Source organism: Terriglobus sp. 2YAB30_2 (assembly GCF_052114765.1).
In the GTDB taxonomy this organism is placed as follows: Bacteria; Acidobacteriota; Terriglobia; order Terriglobales; family Acidobacteriaceae; genus Terriglobus.
This window is the reverse complement of record NZ_JBFRFJ010000009.1, coordinates 214,000-236,218: the sequence shown is the minus strand read 5'-3', so window position 1 is coordinate 236,218 and position 22,219 is coordinate 214,000. Positions and strand designations below refer to the sequence as shown.

Below are 22,219 nucleotides of genomic sequence, written 5' to 3'. Positions count from 1 at the left end.
ATGCGGCTCACTGGGAAAACTCAGAACAAAGAGACACCCAACTCGCCCCTTGGACAGACTTCTACAACCAACAAAGACCTCATGCTAGCCTCAACCTACGCCCGCCCATCAGCAGGCTCCAGATGTCAACAACCTCTTGACCTCCTACACCCACCCAGGTAGCGCGGATAGTCATGAATGACTTGGAAATTACTGATATCTGTTCGGATGTTCCTGATGCCAGTGCCGCCTTCCACCTTGATATGAGCGCGTAGCGGCTGCCTCCAATCATCGGGAGCCTGCTTCGGGCTCGGGCCTTCGATTGGAGTCGCTCCTTGCGTGCTGGCATACTTATCGGCCAGAAACTCGCGAAGGCCATCGAGAGTCTTGCCCTCTCGTTTGAGAGGCGTTTGCGTGTAGTAAAGCTTGCCGTGATCCACCTTCTGTGCGTCGGCAACGAGGTGGAATACCGGCGAGACACGCTCGACCGTCTTCCGCAAGTCCTCAAGTTGCGCATCGGTAGCCGGAGACGTGATGAAGACGATGTAAGCGAGGTTGCGGGGATAGGTTACTTGAGCACCAGTCGTTTGCGATGGCGCAGTGCCAGGCTTACTGGTGAAAATTACCTCAAGGCCATCGATGGGGATTCCCTTAACCGTTGCCTGTACGAGATAGTCACCGGCCAATGCACTACCCAGTGCGCTGACTACGCTTGGCCATGAACCCGCGGCAAGATTGAATTCGCCGGTTTCACGACCTCCGTCGCTCAGTAATTGAAACTCGCGAATACGTAGACGACGTAAGCCGGTCCGGCTGACTGCGGTGACGGTTCCGGTAAGCTTTACCGGCTCGCTCGTTTGGGCTTGGCCGCGCAACAGGAAGAGAGAGGAGCGTAGCCGCGCCTGAAAGTCCCTCAGGGAATCGCCGTCATCGAAAGGCGGTGGCGTTTGCGCCCAGTCCTGAGAGGTATGTGTGGCCTGCGCGAACAATGGCTGATTGGTTATCGCGAATTGACTTGCGAGTGCTACACCGAGGGTAATCGCTCTCAGCTGTGGGTAATGTTTCCGTATGGCATCCATGTGGGTCTCCATTAGAAGAGTCTCCTGTATGCGGCGAGGCCACAAATCTGCTCCAGGTCCAGATACCCGGCGATGAGCAAATGTTCTTCTCGCGCCCGATCTGAGCGAGCTTATCTTATTGGGGAAAGTGAAAGAATGGGCATGCCATCCTTGGTAAGGATGGCGTCCTACACCCAACGTGCAGGCACCGCAGCTGCGGGCGGAACGCTAGTGACAACAACCAATTCGTACTTGGATGTAAGTCATAGGCCTAATATACCCAATAAGGCTGAAGTTGGGTATGCCGCGTGCTAAAGCGAACTCTTCCCCATGGACCGCCTTGTCCGATGTTCGAAGTTGACCCCATTCTTGAGCCCATGTTAGCGTCAGAATATGGCGTTTTCTCTGCTTTATTGTTGCCGCTGCGACCAGCCCCTTAAAGGGTGAGCAGCGACATTCTCGGGTATTCCTGATACGCCCTCCCAAAGCTCATCCAAGATCCCAATCTTTGCCCGGATATCCGTCCCAAGCCGGCCTGCGTACCTGGTTTGTTTTGCGGATTGAGCTTTGGAAAGAGTCTATGCAACTTGCAACTGAGGAACCATTGGTAGCTGCTGCGAGCAGCACATCCACACCAGCAAAGAGCCATTCCTGCGCGATTTTGAGAACGCCTGAGGAACTCACTAACATCGTTTCGTCGTTCGCTCTGTCGGATGAATGGATTGACCGGGTGCGGCTTCGGACCGAACACCGATGGTATGAGCGGCTATATCACGGTCCGGACCATGACATTTGGGCAATCAGTTGGCTACCTGGACAATCCACCGGCTTCCACGACCATGGTGAGTCCTCGGGAGCCTTCGTCGTAGCAATGGGCATCCTTGAGGAACATCGTGCCGGTGAGCAGCCACTTGTGATTCATCCGGGTGAGCCACGCGCATTCGGCCGTGATTACGCTCATGACGTCCGCAATAACTCCTTCGCACCAGYGATCAGCATTCACGCGTATTCGCCTCCGCTCACCGATATGAACGAATATGAGTTGGAGGGGAATCAACTCGTTCCGCGCGAAGGCTTGTCGGAACGGGCTGAGGCACTTCATCAGGAATGGCACATGCGGACAGATAACCGAAAAAGCAAGCCGAGCGCGTTCAGCATTGAGCAAATGCTGGCGACGGCGCGTAGCCGACTACGCCGTCTATCTCCGGATGAAGCCTATCGAGTGGCCGCCGAAGGAGCGATACTCGTCGATATTCGTCCCGAGGGGCAGCGTGCGATCGAAGGGAATATCCCGGGCGCGTTGATTATCGAGCGTAACGTTCTCGAGTGGCGGTTCGACCCAACTTCCAGCGCGCGACTGCCAGTTGCTACTAATCATGATCTCCGAGTAATTGTGTTCTGCTCCGAAGGTTATACTTCAAGCCTCGCAGCCGCAGCTCTGCAGTATCTTGGACTCTGGCGCGCGACGGACATCGCTGGTGGGTTTCATGCGTGGCGCGCAGCAGGGCTGCCGATTGTGCCCTGAAGAAATGCTCCATGGGGCTGAAGAGAATTGGCCTCCCACGGAGCATCAGGTACGTTTCCATCATGGTGGCTTTGCACATGACACTTTTTGCCGGTCATACATGCTTTGACGAGCGTGTCTCGGTTCTCTGTCTGTGTTGTCGCCAGACCGAATTATGGGAATCTTCACCGCTCATCAGATCACTCTGGATCAGGTTTTGTATTGGTGGTGTAAAACACGGCCCATGAGTCCTTCGCCCTCTTATCGACCTTGGCACTGAGGGGCTATCCCCACCGCCAAGTTGCGATCCAGCCTTTTGGAAATACGATGGTCTGTTACCCTGGCTATCCCTTAGGAGCGGCCTTGCTCACGCAAGATCAAAGGGAAGCTTGAGCTTCTAACGGTATTTGCTGCACTAGTACTTCTCTTCGTTGGGTGATTGTCCATACGCGAGTTGTGGGAGGGGTTTGCCCGTTTGCCATCCGAGATTCCTCATAACTTACAGCTGTCGATTGAGATTCCGCCATGGCTGTGGAGAAAACACGCTCACAGGCGGGAATGAGAAGAGTGTCCGTCCTGGTGGGTACTTTTGCTACCCCGTTTGTTTTTCATTGACCTAAGGGGCGGGCATTCCAGGGAGTCACACTTCGCTTCGGAGGAGCCGCCAGTCTTAATCATGGTAACGCTTCTCACCTGCAGGAATTGGGACCGTCAACCGATTTCCCAGTGGTGGCAGAGGGCATGTCGCAAAGGCGGTGTATGCACAAGGTGGATTGACCAGGCGATTGAAATCGAGCGCAACTTCACCTTTGTGTGCCAGCCCCTGTGACGGAAAGTCGGTATAGAGGAAGCGTGCAGCTTCATAGGTGGTGGTGCGGCTGGTAGTATCGCGCAAAATAAAAAATAACTTGTCGTCCTCAACGATTGGCTCGAGCCGAAGACGTTTGCCATTTAGCGTGAACTCAGCCGCTCCGAGAACCTTCTCATGCAGAGTTGTTCCGATGATAGTGGAAATTGCTATCGTGTGCGGCTCTCCGTAAGGAATCCACGTTGCGTCGACACGAAAACTCTTCTTCACGGGAAACCAATTGAGCCCATGGAAATGGGTACGTGTCTCGGCATTGAGGTCTTTAATGCGGAGCGCCAGACGGTCGCCGCGTGAGAGCACCAGGATAGTGTAGCTTCCAAAGCTAATCTTGGCGTCATTTGCGAGAGAGCCCTCCACCGTGGGAGAACCGTTGATCTTCAGGTCCGCAGGAAAACCGCCGACCGGAACAGAGATCTTAAGCTGTGCATGAGCACCAGCGCCGCTCTGAGTGATGACAGCCAAATGCGCTGGGGCACTCGAAGGTAGATGAAGGCTGTTATCGGCTCCTGATCCTACCGTATTCGCACCCTCATGCAGCCACTCCAAACCCACGAGGGAAAGCCATCCTTCCGGTGCTGCTAATGCTTTGGCGCGGTTGGTGCGAAAGGCTTGTGTCGAGGTGAGATACGAAGGGGCCGCCTGTTGCGCGTTGACAATCAAGGAGGCGCCAGATATCAAGGCGAGAATGCTTACGACCCGGCACATAGGGAAGAGAAGGGCGCGCCGTCCTCTTTGATCGGTTGCACGGAAGTCAGAATCTGTGAGTGGTTTCTGTTGTGGCCGGCTCATGGAGAATTCCTTCTACTTGGTCTGGGTGACATCGACGACATGAATGGGAAGGTCCCAATGATTCGTTGTTAACTCCCAACGACGGTTTTCTTCCCGGCGATATGTTGCCTGATCTGGGAACAACTGACGAGCAATCTCACCCTCCGACTCTCCAACAGGAGCATCATGTGGCCGCCGTATGATGACGATGCGATAGTCCCAGCGTGAGTCTTCGCTCGTATGCAGCGATGGCGCGTAGATGGTGTACTCCTTCACGTATCCCAGTTGTTTCTGTCGTTCGAGGATAGAGACCTGATTCTTGCGAAAGAGATCGAACCACTCATCGCGATATCCATAGCGGACGCGATAGACCCATTCAACGATTTCTGGTTTCTCGGCAATCGTGGCTTGTATCTGTTGCCCACGGACCGCTGGAGAAGCGACCGTAAGAGCAGAAAGAACGACAGCGAGCGCAAATTCTGAGAGACGGGATAAACGCATCGGGAGAACTCCATCGTGGCATTGTGATATCTGTGTGCAGTACAGACACCGGTACCGGGATATCAGGATGAGTTCAGCGGGGCGTTTCAGAAGATATGAACAAGCAATCACTCATCCAGCCGTTAGTGGCTGGAACAACAACGTCTGCGTGAGACGGAGAGCGACATGGGCAAGGTATAGCAAAGCGTCGAAAAGATGTCAAATATAGAGGGCGCGGGCGCGACCAACTTCGAACCGTGATCGCAGCGCTCAGGGTCAATCTGCAGTTCCGCGCCGAGGCTCTCAACGCGTTCAATACGCCCCAATTCGCAAGGCCCAATACCACGCTGACCTTCAGCAAAACGGATCTTGCTTCGGGCACCCATACTTCTACGCCTTCATCTACCAATACCTCTACTGGTTCAATTACGGTGGCAGTTGGGATTCTCGCGCATCATTCAGCTCGGCGGGCGCCTGAGCTTTTGAAGACGCCAGCGGCTCAGCATAAAAGCTCAGGGCGCGATTCGTACTAGGTCGGCCCTGACCTTAATTTCGAAAGTCACAGTGCTGTCAGTGCTGGATATCCAGGATGGCGCGATGCGCCTGTTTCAGGATGGTTCGTGCATGGCGGCGCAATCGGATTCCGCTGGACGTAAGTTTGACGTGACGCTGATTGCGGTCGAAGAGGCGAACGTCAAGCGCGGTTTCCAGTGATTTGATCTGGAATGAGAGCGTAGGTTGAGGGATCTGCAGTTCGCGAGCGGCGCGATTGAAATTGAGGTGTTCAGCAAGAACGAGAAAGTACTGGAGCTGTCGTACGCGAAAATCCATTCTTGGCCTCTGGAAAGTTACATCTGCCGGGGTGCTTTGCTTCAGTCCGGATCGGGAGTTGCGTCGCCCTATAGCCGGTACCTCTCTTCACGCGGCGAGGTATGAACGGGCATCAACAGATGCGGTCAAATAGAGCGGCGTGAAACGAATAGGAAGAGGAGAGAGATCAGCCGCAACAGGCAGCAGTCCAGAAGTGCGCAGCCCCGAGGCGCTTCAATAGCGAAGGCATCATGCATTCGGACTGCTGTATGGGTTGCATTGGATGAGATTATGATCGGGGTCCAGATGCAAGTCAAGCGAGAAAGCTCTCATGGAGCGACGCGAAGGCAATAACCAAGTGAAGTTGTAAAGCGTTGGATCAAGGTTCCTGTTCTGTAGTTCCCTCGAAATTTCGCAGAACGGCACGCAGCAGGCCTGCCAGCTTTGTGCGATCGCTGGAAGACAAGGAGCGCAGCATCGTCTGCTCTACTTCCATGTGATGGGCAATGGCTTTGTCTATCAGTTTGCGCCCATCTTCCGTGAGACACACGAATACTCCACGTCGGTCGCCGGGGTCTGGGGACCTTTTCACCAGGCCTGCTGTTTCAAGGCGGTCGATTCGGTTGGTCATTGCGCCTGATGTCAGCATCAGGGAGCTATAGAGCTGCGTAGGCGTAAGCCGATAAGGCTTTCCCGATCGGCGGAGGGTGGCCAGAACATCGAACCCCCAGCGCTCCAGATCAAACTGCGCACAGGCCGCTTTCATCTGTTCATCAATGAGCCGCTCGGCGCGCGAGATACGGCCGATGATTCCCATTGGCGTGGTATCCAGATCAGGGCGCTCGCGCTTCCATTGCTGAAGGATCGTGTCGACATGGTCCTTGCCCGAATTTCGCGTTATGTGCATGGCCCTTTCATGGTATACGCCTCGTCAGTACTATCAATATTTTCCGGGAAAATAACTCGATGTGAAGTATCTTAATGTAAAGATAGATCTGGAGCCGCATTTTTATATGGATGCATGAAAGGTAGGCGAGAGAACCAAAATGAACCGCCGGCAATTTTCCCTTCGACTCTGCGGTCTTGCCGCGTCTGGCGTGTCGCCGTTGACCACCATTGCAATCCGCGGTTTAACCTCGGATCGGATATCGATCTCGCACTCCGAGTCCGCCAGAGAGGAAATTATGTATACTCCTTTTGCTTTTGTCGATGTCTTTGCCGAACAGCCCTTGACCGGCAATCCGTTAGCCATCATCCCGAATGCTGGCGCCCTTGATGAAGCTTCCATGAGGCGAATCGCCGGTGAACTGAATCAGGCGGAGACGACATTCATCATGCCCTCACAGAACAAGTCTGCCGATTGGCGGTTGCGGTCCTTTACGGCTGTGGGACATGAGGTCTTCGGAGCCGGTCATAATTCTTTGGGCGCGTGGTGGTGGCTCGCGGAGACCGGGGTTCTTTCGTTGAAGGAGGGCAAGAATCATTTCGTCCAGGAGATCGGGGGACATCTGCTTCCGGTTGAAGTCCGGCGAGAAGGGACGCGTCTCGAGTCAGTAGTACTGACCCAGTCGCCACCAGAATTTGGAAATATCTGCAAGGACATCGGCGCACTGGCCGATGCTCTGGGCCTGACACCGGATGCCCTCTCCCATTCGTTACCGGCGCAGGTGGTTGCCACTGGAGCCGGACATCTGTTGGTGCCAGTGCGCGACCGGTCGTCTGTTACGCAAGCGCATCCGGATCGCCAAAAGCTGGCAAAGGTTCTTAAGGCTGTCGGCGGCGAAGGCTGCTATTTGTACTGCCTGGAGCCGGTCTCGCCGACCTCAACCGCGCACGCGAGATTTTTCAATCCGACCGTGGGAATCGTGGAGGATGCGGCGACTGGCACAGCTGCAGGCCCACTTGCGGCTTTCCTAGTGAGGCATGGCGTTGTGAAGAATGGTGCAACCGTGGTGATCGAACAAGGTTATGAGATGAAGCGTCCCAGCGTGTTGCGCCTTGAAGTTCACGACAGCTCGGTGAAACTGGCAGGTCGTGGCGTAACTGTTATTGAGGGCAAGCTGCGGCTTCAATAAATCAGCTTACGAGAACTGCCGCCTCACCGATAAGAATCACATGGCAAGGTAAATGTTTGTCTGTGCTGGGTTGACTTCGTTTGGTATCTGATATATCTCTGTTTCATGCGCTGCCTCTGTTGCGAATCTGAATGTCGCTGTCTCTTCGCGAGCGCATCCCTTCATGTTTGTCGATGTCTCTAGGCGAGCATCCCCTTCCTAGCTTCAGCTCCATAAATACACGGTGATGTGTCGGCAGGCGCATCTTGCCCACGTTTTCCGAACCAAAAGAGCAGTGCGGAGATTCACGAATGCGCCGTAGACGTATCGTTGTATCCGGTTTGCTTGCGCTTTTCACTGTCGCAGCGGCAGCGCAGCATGTCACATCTCCAGAGGAAGCCTTTGGCTTCAAGCCTGGAACCGATCGTAAACTTGCCGATTGGACCCAATTGACGGCCTATTTCGACAAGGTTGCCCACGAGTCTGACCGTGTCCAATATCAGGACCTTGGCAAGACTACGGAAGGCCGGCCATTTGTTGCGTTGACCATCTCATCTCCGGAGAATCTTAAACACGCCGAGGAGTACAAGGATATTCTGCGTCGTCTCGCAGACTCACGTGTCACAACCCCAGAGCAGGCGGCAGAACTGACGAAAAGAGGAAAGGCTGTCCTCGTCGTTACTTGCAACATCCACTCCACCGAGATTGCCAGTTCTCAGAGCGCTGCCGAATTCGTCTATCGACTCGCCACTCAAAATACGCAAACCGTGGAGGAGATTCTCAACAACACTATCATCGTTCTTGTCCCGTCCTTGAATCCAGATGGACAGCAACTGGTGGTTGATTGGTACAAGAAATATCTCGGCACGCCGTATGAAGGTAGCTCGCCAGTGGTGGTGTACCACCACTACGTGGGACACGATGACAATCGCGACTGGTACGGCTTCACGCAGGTCGAGACACAGCTCACCGTAGACAAAGTGATCAATCCCTGGCATCCCCAGGTTTTGTATGACCTCCACCAAATGGGATCGCGAGGACCGCGTATTTATCTCCCGCCCTGGGTGGACCCGATCGACCCAAACATCGATCCGCTGCTGGTTAGCACCATGAATGCGCTTGGTACTCAGACCGCACTTGAGATTGCCGAGACTGGCAAACCGGGTGTGCTCGTGCATGGGGTCTACGATCTATGGTCGCCGGCAAGGCACTACATGGCGTATCACGGTACGGCGCGTGTACTGACGGAGTCGGCTAGCGCCAACATTGCCTCGCCGATCGAAATGCCCTTTGAGAAGCTGGACAAAGGAATCGGCTATGACGCCAAGGTGCAGGCTTGGAACTTTCCTGACCCATGGAAGGGAGGTACGTGGCATCTGGGAGACATCGTCGCGTATCAGATCGATGCGTTCTTCTCGATCGCGCACAATGTCGCAGCGAATCGTCAACGCTATCTGGCCAACTACTACCAGATTCTCAAACATTCCACCGATCAGAAATACGGTGGTCCGTACGCATACGTGATACCGGTGGAACAGGTTGATGCGGCTTCTACGGCACGTTTGCTAAGCATCCTTCGCCGCGGCGAGGTGGGAATCAAGAAGGCCTTATCGGATTTCGATGCTGATGGGAAGCACTTCAGCAAAGGGAGTTACGTTATTGCGCTCGGGCAGCCATATGGTGCCTTCGCGAAGACGCTTCTGGAGACCCAACAGTACCCTGCGATCCGGGAATATCCAGGAGGTCCGCTGCAGCGCCCGTACGATGTCACTGCTCAGACGCTTCCGCTGCTTCTAGGTGTCAAGGCAATTGAAGTGAAGAAGAAGTTCGATTTTGCCTGCGAACCTGTCGACACTATCAGCAAGCCGACGGGCAGCGTCGATCAGGGGAAGGCAAAGTTCGGATACATACTGGGGGACACATCCAACAGCTCGCTGTATGCGCTCTTTGCGCTGCTGAAGAATAATCTTCATGCCTACCGGTTGACGGGCAGCGCCTATGCCGCCGGCACAATCTATCTTCCATCACAACCGCATCTGCGAGAAGAGATCGATCGCGCTGCAGCGCAGTGGCCGGTTCATTTTCGGGCAGCAAATGATCCTGTTGCCGGATCCCGGCTAGAGGTCAGGCTTCCCAGGGTCGGGCTTTATCAGAGCTGGGTTGCGTCGATGGACGAAGGGTGGACTCGCTGGATCTTCGATCAGAACCAGATTCCATACAAAAGACTCGTCGACGACGATATTCGCAAAGGCGATCTCGCAAAGCAGTTTGACGTCATCATCCTTCCGGATAACTCGGCCAATGCAATTACGAAGGGAAGCGCGGGCCGCGGAGGCGAGGGAAATGAAGGAGGGCCGGAAGTCCCTCCCGAGTTCAAGAACGGGCTCGGTGAGAATGGATTGGCCGCTCTGCGCGAGTTTGCCAATACCGGTGGAACAATCGTCACCCTGAATCGGGCGTCGAATGTCTACGCAACCAAAGATGCTCCAGAGGTCAAGAATGTTCTGGACGGTGTGACCAATCGTGACTTCTACATTCCTGGATCCATTCTCGAAGTCAAAGTGGATACTTCACATCCTCTTGGCTTTGGTTCACCTTCCGCTGTTCCGATCTTCTTTGAACAGAGCCCCGCATTTGACGTTCATGGCAATGCGCGGTCCATCGCGAACTACACCAGTGATAACCCACTGCTGAGCGGGTGGATTCTAGGCGGAAAATATCTCGTCGGGAACTCGGCGCTTGCGGAAGAGCCGTTGGGGAAGGGCAGGATCATCCTCTTTGGCTTCCGCCCTCAGTATCGCGCCCAATCTGAGGTGACCTACAAGCTTTTCTTCAATGCTCTGCTCTACGCAGCGACGTCGCCGTCGAAGGACGAGAAAGGTGGAAACCAATGAGCGTTCTGACCGTTTTTACACCTTGCTATTGTTGTCGCTGATCTAGTTCCATCCCATCCCATCTCCCTTGATCTCGATTGAAGAGCGCCCTCGCCGGCGCCGTGAATGTGCGCGGCTACGTGTGGAGAGCTGCGTTCAAATTCGTTGTTTGGAGGTATCTATGCGTTTCCAGAAACGCGCTAAGGCTTCTCTGCTCGCAGGACTCATTGTTCTTTTCGCACTCAATGTGCCACTCATCTCTCAGACCTCGGCCAATGGAAGCGTCCACGGGCGGGTTGTTGATGGTTCCGGGGCGGCTATTGTTGGTGTGTCTCTACTCGCTCACAGTCCGAGCGTTGGCGGTTCCTTTCGAGCTGTGACCGATGCAGAAGGGAATTACAGGCTCACGCAACTCCCAACGGCTGATGACTACGTCGTAGAAGCCGAGAGTTCGGGCTTTGAAAAGTTTGTCCGTTCGGGACTCATCATTCGTGCGGGCCTCAATGTGACCGTCGATATAACTCTGAATATTGGTTCCCAGTCGCAATCGGTGGAAGTGTCGGGTGAAGCTCCTCTGATCGATACCCAGAACGCGGAACAGGCCGTCAACCTGAGCGGAGAACTTCTTCGCAATGTCCCCATCACCGGGCGTCATGACTGGTCCGATTCTTTGCAGCTTACTCCAGGGATTGTCAGCGCATCGGCGGATGCCCAAGGGGGGCAGACCTACTTCCTGCGCGGCTCGGAGAATGAGAACCACGCCACTCTGGTTGATGGCATGGACGTCGGGAGCTTCCAGCAGAACTGGCCGTCCAATGGGATCAGTATCAGCAACGAATCGTTGGGTGACATCCAGATCAAGACCGGCGCGAACGATGCTTCTTCTCCCGCGGCAATGGGCATGGTTATCAATATGTCGAGCCCCACGGGAAGTGATCGCTACCATGGCAGCTTCCTTTGGCTTCTAGGCCCGGAAGCTCTGAATGCAAACAATGCGAATGGAGGGACCAGCGCCGTGACCTCTACGCAGCAACCGGACTTCTCGTTGGGCGGGCCGATCAAGAGGCAGCGCGCGTGGTTCTTCGCATCTGGCCGATATATCAATCGTGACGACGGCATCAGCCAAACAGCAACCCAGCTTGGGTACCTGAACGGGATTCAGCCGGGTTTCAATGCCTTCGCAAATCACTCAAGCGGTTTTATCTTTCTTGGAAATGCCTCGGTCCAACTGAACGACCGTCACAGGCTAATGGCGTTGATTCAGTATGACAGCCGCAAGCAGGATGCGAACTACCAATGGTATGCCGCAAACATCGCGCACAATCAATACGGTGGCGGGGCCTACGGGCTTCGTCTCATCTCACAGTGGAGCCAAAACCTTACGACACGTTTTCTGATCTCTTTCAACAACAAAGGGAGCAACTCGAGCGCTGACGCCATCGGTGGTGTCGGTTCGAAACCAGAAATCGATCTGTATGCAAGCAATACTCTCTCCTCGGGCCGGCTTGTCGGGCAAGGCTCTTCGGTGGCCACACTGAACAACCTGTCATCGATCACGCTCAATCCGGCAAACAAGACTACGATTACCGGCGATGTGAACTACTACATCGGCAAGGGGTTCGGGTCGCACGAAATCCAGGCTGGTTTTTACCTTGAGCCTACAGAGCGGAGCAAGACGACAACCCTCTACGCAAACGCGGGTACCAATATTCAGCAGGACGCTGTTCTGAATAATCCGAACGACCCGTCCAAGGGATACACGATCTTCCATACGCAATCGGTCGATCGGGGGAGCCTTGTAAGCCGTTACATTACTGCAAATGATTATGCCTTCTATCTTCAAGACCGCTGGCGTCCGTTCAGCAGACTTTCAATCACCGTTGGCGTCCGTCCTGACTGGATCTCGGGAAGAGATGCGCTCTTCAAGGTAACAACCCAAAACTCCTGGAATGTAGCCCCACGCGTCGGCGGTGCCTTTGTGCTCACGAAGAACCAGAGAAATGTCATCCGGGCGAGCTGGAGCAAGATCACGGATATCACAAATGCCAGCTATCTCGGCGCAGCCGGCTCGAGTACGGTTACAACAACGGACACCTACTATCTTCCAAGCGGTCCGGCGACCTTCGTGACACCGGGCAGTACGGCGTTGAGTGCCGACAGGGTCTTCGATTCCGATCGTCATCAGGGGTTCGTTCGCGAGTGGCTGGTCGGCTACAGGACGCAGTTGCCCGGAGCCATCGTTGTCGATGCAAGCTATATCGACCGCGAATATCGTGACCGGCCTGCGCTCGTAGACAACAATCAGATCTATTCGTCGACCACCACGGGCGTCACTTGGAGCGGCCTGAATAATCCGGCGTTCAACAACTTCTATTTAGTAACGAACAACAAATGGAATTGGTTCGTTTATCAGGGATATGAAGTAACGGTGACGAAACAAACGAAGGCCGTGCAGCTCTTCAGTACCTATAGCTATTCACCGGATCATCTTGCCGGCGCTTTCCAGCCGAACGATCCGGCGGCGATCCTGGAGCCGACCAAGTTTGCAAATAATGCCGGGCTCGGTTCCGTGCGCGGAAATGTCACCAACGACTATACCGGCGATACCAGGAACCGGATGTGGCAACGCCAGCAGTGGAGAACTGGCGTGACATGGAGGGCTCCATGGAAGATCCGTTTCTCAAACACCGTGACTGCGCAATCCGGCACGGCTGGTGGCCCTGTGGTTGTCACCCAGGCTTACAACGGACAGTATGGTCCTGCGACCCGCACAATCAACGGCAGGACCGTATCGAATCCCCTCGCGGTGGCATATCGCTTCAAGTACGGAGATCGGGGCATCGGACAGATCTTTACCCCGTGGCTAGTCCAGTGGAACACGCTGATCGGGCGTGAGTTCCCAATCACTGACCGCCAAGGGTTTGAAATCGCCGCCAATATCTATAACGTCACGAATCGGGGAGCCGGGCAGCAGTTCGTCAATGGAACGAATGCAAGCTCCAGCACCTTTGGTTCGCTGCAGAATATCCAGACACCCCGCTCCGCACAGTTCACGCTTCGCTATCACTTTTAGGTGCTGACAGAGATGATGCAATTTCAGATGATCCGCAAGTTTCATCCCATATCCAGTCTGCAGGTACTTGTTCTTAGCTTCTCTATTGGAACGTGCCTTCAAGCCGGTGCAGAAAATCACCTTACGCTTCAGGATCTGCTGGCTGCCGAGCCAATCGGTGAGACAGCGTTGTCTCCGGATGGCCAGACAGTTGCACTTGTGCGCTCCGAACAGATCACGCTCCTTCCCGCAGCCGGCGGTTGGCCGGTGTTACTCACAAGCACGCAAGGAAGTAAATCGGGCCTGTCGTGGTCGCCAGATGGCAAGCAGATCGCATATGCAAGTCAGGGAAGTATCTGGGCAGTGCCTGTTACAGGTGGTGCCCCGAGGAGACTGACGAACGCACCGGCCGGGGGAGGCGATCCACGCCAAGCTGCGGACCGTGCCCCACGATGGAACCCGAAAGGACGCTGGGTTCTTTTCCAGAGTGGGAGGCGAGGAACGAACGGTCTTTACGTGGTGAGTGAAGACGGTACTGTCACCGTTGCCGTCACTCCATCAAAAGAAGAGACATCTGAGGGACGATGGTCCCCTGATGGAGAGAGGATTGTCTATGTAGCACGGGCGAAAACATTCTTCAGTGGAAGGCTTGAGGTGCTGCATTTCGAGCAACATTCAGGGCAAGCTACGGGAGAACCCGTAACGCTCTTTACCGCTCCAGTTGATCGCGGTGGTGGCTGGTCGATCGGAGGCGCAGAGTGGTCCCCGGATGGGAAGACTCTGGTAACGGCCCTCCAAAACTCTGGTTGGAGCCACGTCTACCTGCTGGCTGCAACGGGTGGAACTCCAAAACAGATCACTGATGGAAACTTCGAGGATGAGAATCCGGTGTTCTCTCCGGATGGGAAGGAGATCGCATTTCTTTCAAACAGAGAAGTGCCAGAGGCAAATGACATCTGGCTGATTCCTGCGAATGGAGGACAGGCGAAGAAAGCCGTTTCGTTCGAGACTCCCGGCATCGCCGCAGGGCTGCAATGGTCACCGGATAGTAAGCGTCTCTTCTTCAAACACCAGTCGCCGTTGGAGACTACCGATCTTCTGGTGCGGGATCTTAGAACCGCTGGAAAGCCTGTCCATCTGACACGCACAACTCCGGTCAACTACGCCGCTACCGCACAGATACCGGAACGCGTCACATGGAAGAGCCAAGATGGCCGGGAGATAGCCGGCTTGCTGTATCAGCCAAAGGACAAAGAGCGGGCCAACAAATCGGCCATCCTCTGGATCCATGGAGGACCAGAGGGGCAGGATGGATACCGTGCGGATGTTTGGGCTCAGTATCTAGCGGATGCCGGATATGTTGTCCTTGAACCGAACTACCGCGGCAGCAGCGGATACGGTGAGGCGTTCCGCAATCTCAATGTAGAAGATTCGAACGGCGGGGAAGTGGACGATGTTGCCACTGGCGCGCAATATCTGATTTCACGCGGGCTGGCAGACCCAACCGGTATCGGTATTGGCGGAGGAAGCCATGGCGGAACCATGGTCGCGTATGCGGTGACCCGTTACCCGGAGCTATTTGCTGCTGCAGCAGAACTCTACGGAGTCGTGGATCGCGAATTGTTCGTGTATCGGACCAACCCACCCTCGGCAATCCGCTGGATGATGAAGATGGGCGGTTCGCCTACTGAGAAGCCTGAGGTCTATCGCAAAGCCAACGTGCTTCTATCCGTCGAGAAGGTGCGAACACCATTGCTCGTCATGCATGGAGAAAACGATCCGCAGGTGCCTCCATCGGAATCCGCAGTCTTCGCCAAGGCTTTGCGTGAGCACCACAAGACCTACTTTTACTTCACCTACCCAAACGAACTGCACGGCTTTTCCCAGCCGGCTCATCGCCTGGATGCATGGCGAAAGCAACTTGCTTTCTTTGAACACTATCTGAATCCAAAATTCGGAACGACAACAACATCGGTCGACGAGGTCGTGTTTCCCGGCGAAGGAGGACCTGCTCATATCCAGAAATGACTGCGGCGCCGTTCAGAAACGGCATCGCTCTTTCTGGCGCAGACCGAAGTGGGATTAGGAGGCGTCAGAGCGATCTGTCTTTGATATGTTAGACTTCACCTGTGACTCTGGTTATCCAAGCCTGTCGCTGTTGTTGTCCTTCGTCCTGCTTGTGACGTTGCGTCCGCTCGGCTTTATGCCGGTCTTATAGCGGCGAATTCCTCTCCATAATCCATAGTTTTCTTCGCATATGACCGGCGTGGATCCGTTGTTTGCGTGAGACGTTTCATGATGCTGCGGTACAGCTTTCCATGGGAGACATGATGGATCGGCGCACACTTCTACAGAACAGCCTGCTGCTTGCGGCATCATCGGCTGTGAAGAAGTCGCTGCTTGCGCAGAGTCGTCCGGTTCGTCCGAATGTGCTGCTCCTCATGTCAGACCAGCACAAGCGCAGTTGCATGGGAGCCTATGGCAATCCCGTCGCACATACGCCAAATCTCGATGCACTTGCCCGAAAGAGCGTGCGATTTACGGATGCCTACTGCGCCAATCCGGTGTGCACACCTTCACGTGCGTCTCTGATGACCGGGTTATACAGCCATAATCATGAGGCGCAGGACAATACCCGCTCTTATGCCCCAAAGCACAAAACTATGGCGCATCACTTCGGCGCGGCAGGCTACAGTACGGCTCTTATCGGAAAGATGCACTGGGTCGATGCGCAGACGCATGGCTTTGACTACCGCATTGAATTCAACGAGTGGTTCCAGTACCTCGGCCCGAAGACTGCTATCTATGCGGATGAGCTTGGCCGCCCCAACTCAGGATCGGGTCAGCCTGAGATCGATGATCTGTGGCGCGATTTCGGAGATCCGTGGAAAGATGTACGCCATAAGGACGAGCGGGAAGGCTCGGTTCACATAGGCCGCATCTCTCTGTTGGAAGAAAAAGATCACTTCGATTCATTTGTGGCGCGCGAGTCGATTCGCTTTCTCCGCCGGCATCGTCCCGAAGATGGCCCATTCTTTCTGGTGAGTTCATTTCTCAAACCGCACGATCCTTTTATGCCGTCAGAGCGCTTTGCGGAGATGTACAAGCCGGAAGACATGAAGCTGCCATCAAGCTGGAGGAAGGCCGATCTTGCTTCGCTTCCCGAGGAGGTCGTGAAGTCAATTCAATATAACGGTCCGACACCCGAGGTTCGCGATGAGGCGAAGGCCAAACAGCATATGGCCTATTACTATGCCAACCTTGCACAGATGGACGACTGTGTCGGACAGGTGCTGCAAGCCTTGCAGCAGACCGGCCACGACCGCGATACCATCATCGTCTATACCTCTGACCACGGCGAGATGCTGGGAGATCTGGGACTGTGGCAGAAGTTCGAGTTCTATGAGGGATCGTGCGGCGTGCCGCTGTTGATTCACGTTCCTGACGGTGTTCCCGGTGTCGTTGCGACGCCGCTCAGCCAGGTTTCGATCAGTGCAACGCTGGCAGAGTTATGCGGCGTGCATCAGTTGCAGCCAAACGACGGCAGAAGCTTTGCCGGACTGGTAAGAAATCCTGGCAAACCCGTCTCCCAGGGGCCCGTGTTCGCCGAGTACGCCTTAGGTACCCTGCGCGCAAAGTACATGGTGCGCGATGGCGACTGGAAGTACACCTTCTGGCAGCACGATCGCGAAGAGCTTTACAACCTGAAGTCTGATCCCGCCGAGCTTCGCAATGTAGCGGCGGACCCCCGATGTCGCAAAGAGGTCGAGCGCCTGAAGGCTACGCTGTTTGCCTGGCATCGTCCGGTAGACGCATAGCAAATTCCTTCAACGTCATGACGCACGTGGATGTGTATGACCACCGCTTTGGAGGTTCCCTTGCTCTCTCGTCTGTTTCGCCTTTCCCTCGTCTTTCTGCTGCTGCCATATCTTGCTCTGGCGCAGCAGACCTCAACCATTGTGGGTACCGTTTCGGACTCCTCCGGCGCGGCGATTCCGGATGCCGTCGTCTCTCTCGTCGACACTGCGACCGGTTTTCAGCGGACGGTCACGTCCAATGCCGAAGGGCAGTACACGGCGGCCTCTATCCCTGCGGGAAGCTATCGCATCTCGGTGGAGAAGCCGGGTTTCCAGCGGCTGGAGCGTAGCAACATCACGCTGGCGGCTGCCGCTACCGCCGACGTGGATCTGGCGTTGAGTGTGGGCAGCAACTCTGAGACGGTGACCGTATCAGAGTCGGCGTCGCTGTTGCAGTCGCAGAGCGGTGTGGTTTCATCTCTCGTGGATAGCAAACAGGTTGTCGCGCTTCCGCTGGCCACGCGAAACTTTACTGACCTCGTGCTCCTGACTCCCGGTGCACATACTGGCTCGGCTTCAAACCTGGCCGAAGGCGGCAGCGCCTATGCCATTCGCGGAGGCTCCAATTTCAGCGTCAACGGTTCCATCGCCGCCGCGAACTCCTATCTAATCGATGGGATTTACGACCGTAATCAGTGGCTCAATACGCTTGTGCTGGTGCCGATCGTTGACTCCATTCAGGAGTATCGCGTAATGACCAGCAACTTCAACGCTGAATTTGGTGAAGCAGCGGGTGCGATTACGACCGTCTCCACGAAATCGGGAAGCAACCGCTTCCACGGCAGTGTGTGGGAGTTTCTGCGCAACGACATCATGAACGCGAACAGTTACTTCGCGAAGCAGAACAATATCCGGCGCGCGCCGTATCGCCGCAATACCTTTGGCGCGACACTCGGCGGGCCGATTGTGCGCGAACGTACGTTCTTCTTCGCGGATTACCAGGGGATTCGCCAATCTGTACCTCAGACGTACACAACAACGCTTCCCACGTTGGCGCAGCGGGCGATGGTGCGGACGGGTAACTTCGCCGGTTTCGGCACGCAGCTTTACAATCCATACTCCACCACGACCGTGGGCGGAGCAACCACGCGCGCGGCATTCGCCGGAAACCAGGTTCCCACGTCGCTTCTTGATCCGGCTGCGGTGAAGTTTGTTGATCTTCTGCCAACACCGACGAATGGAAACGCGACCAACAACTACACCATCACTCCGGCACTGACCCAGAATACGAACCAGTTCGATGCGCGTATCGATCAGAACCTTGGAGCAGGGAACAGGCTCTTCTTCAAGTACTCCTTCGATCAGACGGAGCAGGTCTCACCGGGAACGGTGGCGACCGCAAGCTCTGGTGTTTCCACGGTAGGGCCGTATATCGGAACCGGCGGCAATGGAACGCGGACTCCGGTGCGTACTCAGTCGGGAACATTGGGATACTCGCATGTGCTTTCTCCGGCGACGTTGCTGGAAGCACATGCCGCCCTCGTGCGCTGGCGTGCTGAAGTCACTCCGCTGGGCCAGGGCTTTGCCGCGGCGACGGCGCTGGGCATTCCAGGCATCAACTACAACGCACTCGCAGGCGGTTTGCCGGGAATCACGATCTCGAACTTCTCCGCGCTTGGAGATACCTCGTCCTATCCGGAGAACAGCTACGTCACCACCTTCCAGTATGACGGCGATGCGATCCATACAGCGGGCAAGCATACCTTCAAGGCGGGTGTGCTCTTTCTGCGGCACCGCTTCAATGGTTTCTCGGCCTTTCCGGTACGTGGCACGTACGACTTCAACGGACAGTTCACCCGTCAGACCGGGTCAACCAGCGCCGCCTCTTCGCTGGCAGACTTTGCGCTAGGCGCCACGGACGCAGCCAACCGCAATATCCTGACCGGTGAGTTCGGTATGCGAACCTTCCAGCTTGCTCCCTATATCCAGGACACGTGGCGCGCTACGGACCGGTTGACGCTGGAATACGGTGCGCGTTACGAGATCAGTGCTCCGCCGTATGAAGTACATAATCACTGGGCAAACTTCGATGTGCCGACGGGAACATTGCGCGTCGCAGGCCTGAACGGAAATGGCCGGCGTCTGCGGAACTTCGACTGGAAGACCTTCGCGCCACGCGCCGGTCTGGCATACAGCCTCGACAGCCAGAAGAATACGGTCCTTCGTGCCGGCTTCGGTATTTCATTTGTCGATACGCTGGCCGGTGGCGCGCAGCTCTATAAGAATCTGCCTTACTATTTTGCGCAAACCATCACAACCGACAGCGCGGCTGCTCCATCTGCGAGGCTGAGCGACGGCTTCTCCACGCCTGTGCAGCCTGATCCGAATAACACAGCGGCTATCTCAACCGGCAGTCCGACCGCTTGGGATGTAAATACGCGGCAGACCGGCGTCTACCAATACAGCCTTGGCCTGCAGCGTCAGATTCGTCAGGATCTGATTGCGGAGGTGAGCTATGTGGGCACGCGCTCGCAGCATCTGCTCATCAACAGCCTCAACCTGAACCAGTCGCGCCCGGGAGCGGGTGCACAGAATATACGGCGGCCGTACTACACCATTAATCCCAACCTGGTGAATGTGGCTTATCGCACCGGTGCAGGCGATGCTTCCTACAACAGTCTTCAGGTCCACGTGGAGAAACGGACGACGAAGGGACTGAACTTCGGGGCGTCGTACACCTATGCGAAGTATCTGTCGGACGCGGGGAATCCAAACGGAGGCGGAAATGGGGATATTCAGGATCACCAGTGCATCCGCTGCAACTGGGGATCGACGCCGGACGACTTCCGCCATACCTTCGTCTTCAACCATGTTTATGAGCTTCCCTTCGGTCGCGGCCGTCAGTTCCTCTCGCATGGGCCGGTCTCCTATATCGTTGGTCCGTGGAATTTCAGCGGTGTATGGTCGCTGCACTCAGGCTCGCCGTTCACGGTCTTCTATGGCACTAATGTTGCGAACTCATCGGGCGGTGGAACCCAGCGCCCGAACCGTATTGGCTCTGGACGTCTGAGCAGTGGACGTACGGCGGCGAAGTACTTCGATACATCAGCCTTTGTGGCTCCGGCGCTCTACACCTTTGGCAACTCGGGTACGGGCATCCTGACAGGACCGGGTTACTTCAACGTCGACCTTACCTTGGAGCGGCGCTTCGCGATTACCGAGCGCGTCAGCGCCGACCTTCGTGGAGAGACCTTCAATACCTTCAATCGCGCGAACTTCAACAATCCGAATGCGACCATCGGCACTGCCACTGCCGGCGTGATCAGCGGAACGCAGTCGCCCCGTGTAATGCAGGTGGCGCTGAAAATCAGCTTCTAAGGAGAGCCCGCAATGACGGTCGATCAACAGCCTAGCCGCCGCCGCTTTCTGCAAACAGGAGCGGTGGCGGCTCTTGCGGCAAATGTATTTCCGCGTCAGAGCGCCGCTGCTGTGCCTTCGCCGGAAGGCAAGTACAACATCGTCTATCTGCACTCGCATGACTCCGGCAGATATCTCCGGCCATATGGCTATGACGTGCCCACCCCCAACCTGCAGCGCTTGGCGAAGCAGGGCGTGCTCTTCCGCAATATGCATGCCGCCGCACCGACATGTTCACCAAGCAGGGCGGCGCTGCTGACCGGGCAGCCATCGCACGCCTCGGGCATGTTGGGTTTGGCACATCTCGGATGGAGCCTGAACGACTACAAACAGCACATCTTGTATACGCTGCGGGAACACGGCTACATCTCAGCGTTGGCAGGCGTTCAGCATATCGCTGCCGATCCGTCGGTGATTGGTTACGATCAGATCCTGCCGCACGCCACAACCAGCGCGAAGGATGTGGCCCCTGTCGCAGCAAAGTTCATTCGCAGCAAGCCGGATAAGCCGTTCTTCCTCGATGTTGGCTTCTTCGAAACGCATCGCGAGTTTCCTGAGCCCATCGATAACCCCGACTATATTCAGCCGCCGGCGCCGTTACCCGATGTCCCGGAAACCCGCCGCGATATGGCAGGTTTTCATGCGAGCGCACGCATTATGGACAAAGGCGTAGGCGAGGTGCTGGACGCGCTCGAAAGCGCAGGGCTGGCGGAGAATACGCTGGTCATCAGCACGACAGATCACGGAATCGCCTTCCCGAACATGAAGTGCAGCCTGCGTGACACGGGCACCGGAGTCTCGCTCATCATGCGTGGCCCGGGCGTCTTCTCAAAGACGCAAGTGACCGATGCCCTGCTGTCGAACATCGATGTCTTTCCGACGCTTTGTGATTATCTCGGTATCCCGCATCCGGCATGGGTGACGGGTAAGTCGTTCCTTCCGGTAGTGCAGGGAACAAGCAAAGGCGTGAATGAGGCCGTCTTTGCCGAAGTGACATATCACGCTGCATATGAACCCAAGCGGGCTGTGCGTACCGCGCAGTGGAAGTACATCCGTCACTTCGACAAGCGGACGAATGTGGTCTTGCCGAACTGCGATGACGGCTACAGCAAGACCTTCTGGATGAACAACGGATGGAAGACGCTCCCCAGTGTTGCTCATGAGGAGCTGTACGATCTGACCTTCGATCCAAATGAACACAACAATCTCGCGACCAGTCGCGAGCAGCGGGCGCATGCCGCATTGCAGGATCTACGGGGCAGGCTCGATCACTGGATGAAAGAGACGAACGATCCCTTGCTGCGCGGTCCGGTCCCGCTGGTGCGGGGCGGCCATATCATGCCGCAGGATGCTGACTCACCAAAGGATCTGAGTCGTTACGTTCCGCGAAGTCTCAATTCGCGGCTAAGGTAAAAAACAAAGAAAGATTCAAAGGTCAGCTCAAAAGCTGCAAAGCGGCGTAACCGGGAGGGCAGCGAATCTGGCCCCCTCGTTCTCTTTGCAGATCAAGAGGAAGAGTCTCGGGAGCGCGTCTGGTTACACGTCTCAGGGCTTCAACG

15 protein-coding genes are annotated in these 22,219 nt (G+C 55.7%); 10 read left to right on the top strand and 5 right to left on the bottom strand.

Features of this window, described 5'->3' with window-relative positions:
- A partial coding sequence (locus AB4Y89_RS15490) for an integrase core domain-containing protein (RefSeq protein ID WP_442301842.1) occupies window positions 1-140 on the top strand: 140 nt, incomplete at its 5' end.
- On the opposite strand, the gene AB4Y89_RS15485 is transcribed toward AB4Y89_RS15490, so the two are convergent.
- The gene (locus AB4Y89_RS15485) at window positions 126-1,070 is read right to left on the bottom strand and encodes an OsmC family protein (protein ID WP_442301835.1); all 945 of its coding nucleotides are present in this window, start codon (window positions 1,068-1,070) and stop codon (window positions 126-128) included. The genes AB4Y89_RS15490 and AB4Y89_RS15485 overlap by 15 nt on opposite strands.
- A gap of 547 nt (window positions 1,071-1,617) precedes the next feature.
- Between AB4Y89_RS15485 and AB4Y89_RS15480 the strand changes: the two genes are divergently transcribed.
- A complete protein-coding gene (locus tag AB4Y89_RS15480) occupies window positions 1,618-2,562 on the top strand; it encodes a rhodanese-like domain-containing protein (protein WP_442301834.1) in 945 nt (314 codons plus the stop codon).
- A 649-nt stretch (window positions 2,563-3,211) separates the two neighbouring features.
- Here AB4Y89_RS15480 and AB4Y89_RS15475 read toward each other — a convergent pair.
- Complete coding sequence (locus AB4Y89_RS15475) at window positions 3,212-4,069, bottom strand: DUF1684 domain-containing protein (RefSeq protein WP_442301833.1); 858 nt, start codon at window positions 4,067-4,069, stop codon at window positions 3,212-3,214.
- Window positions 4,070-4,210: 141 nt separating this feature from the next.
- Entirely contained in the window at window positions 4,211-4,678 is a 468-nt protein-coding gene (locus AB4Y89_RS15470; protein WP_442301832.1) for a hypothetical protein, read from the bottom strand.
- 236 nt (window positions 4,679-4,914) lie between these two features.
- On the opposite strand from AB4Y89_RS15470, the gene AB4Y89_RS15465 reads away from it, so the two are divergent.
- Window positions 4,915-5,190 carry a hypothetical protein gene (locus tag AB4Y89_RS15465; RefSeq protein ID WP_442301831.1) on the top strand — a complete coding sequence of 92 codons (276 nt, stop codon included), beginning with the start codon at window positions 4,915-4,917 and terminating at the stop codon, window positions 5,188-5,190.
- Window positions 5,191-5,227: 37 nt separating this feature from the next.
- Here the strand turns inward: AB4Y89_RS15465 and AB4Y89_RS15460 are convergent, their stop codons facing one another.
- Both AB4Y89_RS15460 and AB4Y89_RS15455 read right to left on the bottom strand, forming a co-directional pair.
- Window positions 5,228-5,488 carry a LysR family transcriptional regulator gene (locus AB4Y89_RS15460; RefSeq protein ID WP_442301830.1) on the bottom strand — a complete coding sequence of 87 codons (261 nt, stop codon included), beginning with the start codon at window positions 5,486-5,488 and terminating at the stop codon, window positions 5,228-5,230.
- 358 nt (window positions 5,489-5,846) lie between these two features.
- A complete protein-coding gene (locus AB4Y89_RS15455; protein ID WP_442301829.1) occupies window positions 5,847-6,374 on the bottom strand; it encodes a MarR family winged helix-turn-helix transcriptional regulator in 528 nt (175 codons plus the stop codon).
- A 277-nt stretch (window positions 6,375-6,651) separates the two neighbouring features.
- Here AB4Y89_RS15455 and AB4Y89_RS15450 point away from each other — a divergent pair, with 277 nt between their 5' ends.
- From AB4Y89_RS15450 to AB4Y89_RS15420, 7 genes are all read left to right on the top strand, one after another.
- Window positions 6,652-7,542 (top strand): PhzF family phenazine biosynthesis protein, encoded by an 891-nt coding sequence (locus AB4Y89_RS15450; RefSeq protein ID WP_442301828.1) that lies wholly within the window; start codon window positions 6,652-6,654, stop codon window positions 7,540-7,542.
- Between the two features lie 290 nt (window positions 7,543-7,832).
- A complete protein-coding gene (locus AB4Y89_RS15445) occupies window positions 7,833-10,415 on the top strand; it encodes a M14 family metallopeptidase (protein ID WP_442301827.1) in 2,583 nt (860 codons plus the stop codon).
- Window positions 10,416-10,575: 160 nt separating this feature from the next.
- The gene (locus AB4Y89_RS15440) at window positions 10,576-13,467 is read left to right on the top strand and encodes a TonB-dependent receptor domain-containing protein (RefSeq protein WP_442301826.1); all 2,892 of its coding nucleotides are present in this window, start codon (window positions 10,576-10,578) and stop codon (window positions 13,465-13,467) included.
- 12 nt (window positions 13,468-13,479) lie between these two features.
- A complete protein-coding gene (locus AB4Y89_RS15435) occupies window positions 13,480-15,474 on the top strand; it encodes a prolyl oligopeptidase family serine peptidase (RefSeq protein ID WP_442301825.1) in 1,995 nt (664 codons plus the stop codon).
- Window positions 15,475-15,725: 251 nt separating this feature from the next.
- Window positions 15,726-17,264, top strand: a complete 1,539-nt coding sequence (locus tag AB4Y89_RS15430; RefSeq protein ID WP_442301824.1) for a sulfatase family protein — start codon at window positions 15,726-15,728, stop codon at window positions 17,262-17,264.
- A 36-nt stretch (window positions 17,265-17,300) separates the two neighbouring features.
- Window positions 17,301-20,621: a carboxypeptidase regulatory-like domain-containing protein gene (locus AB4Y89_RS15425; RefSeq protein WP_442301823.1), complete on the top strand. Its 3,321-nt coding sequence runs from the start codon at window positions 17,301-17,303 to the stop codon at window positions 20,619-20,621.
- A 12-nt stretch (window positions 20,622-20,633) separates the two neighbouring features.
- Window positions 20,634-22,073 (top strand): sulfatase family protein, encoded by a 1,440-nt coding sequence (locus tag AB4Y89_RS15420; protein WP_442301822.1) that lies wholly within the window; start codon window positions 20,634-20,636, stop codon window positions 22,071-22,073.
- Window positions 22,074-22,219 lie beyond the last annotated feature (146 nt).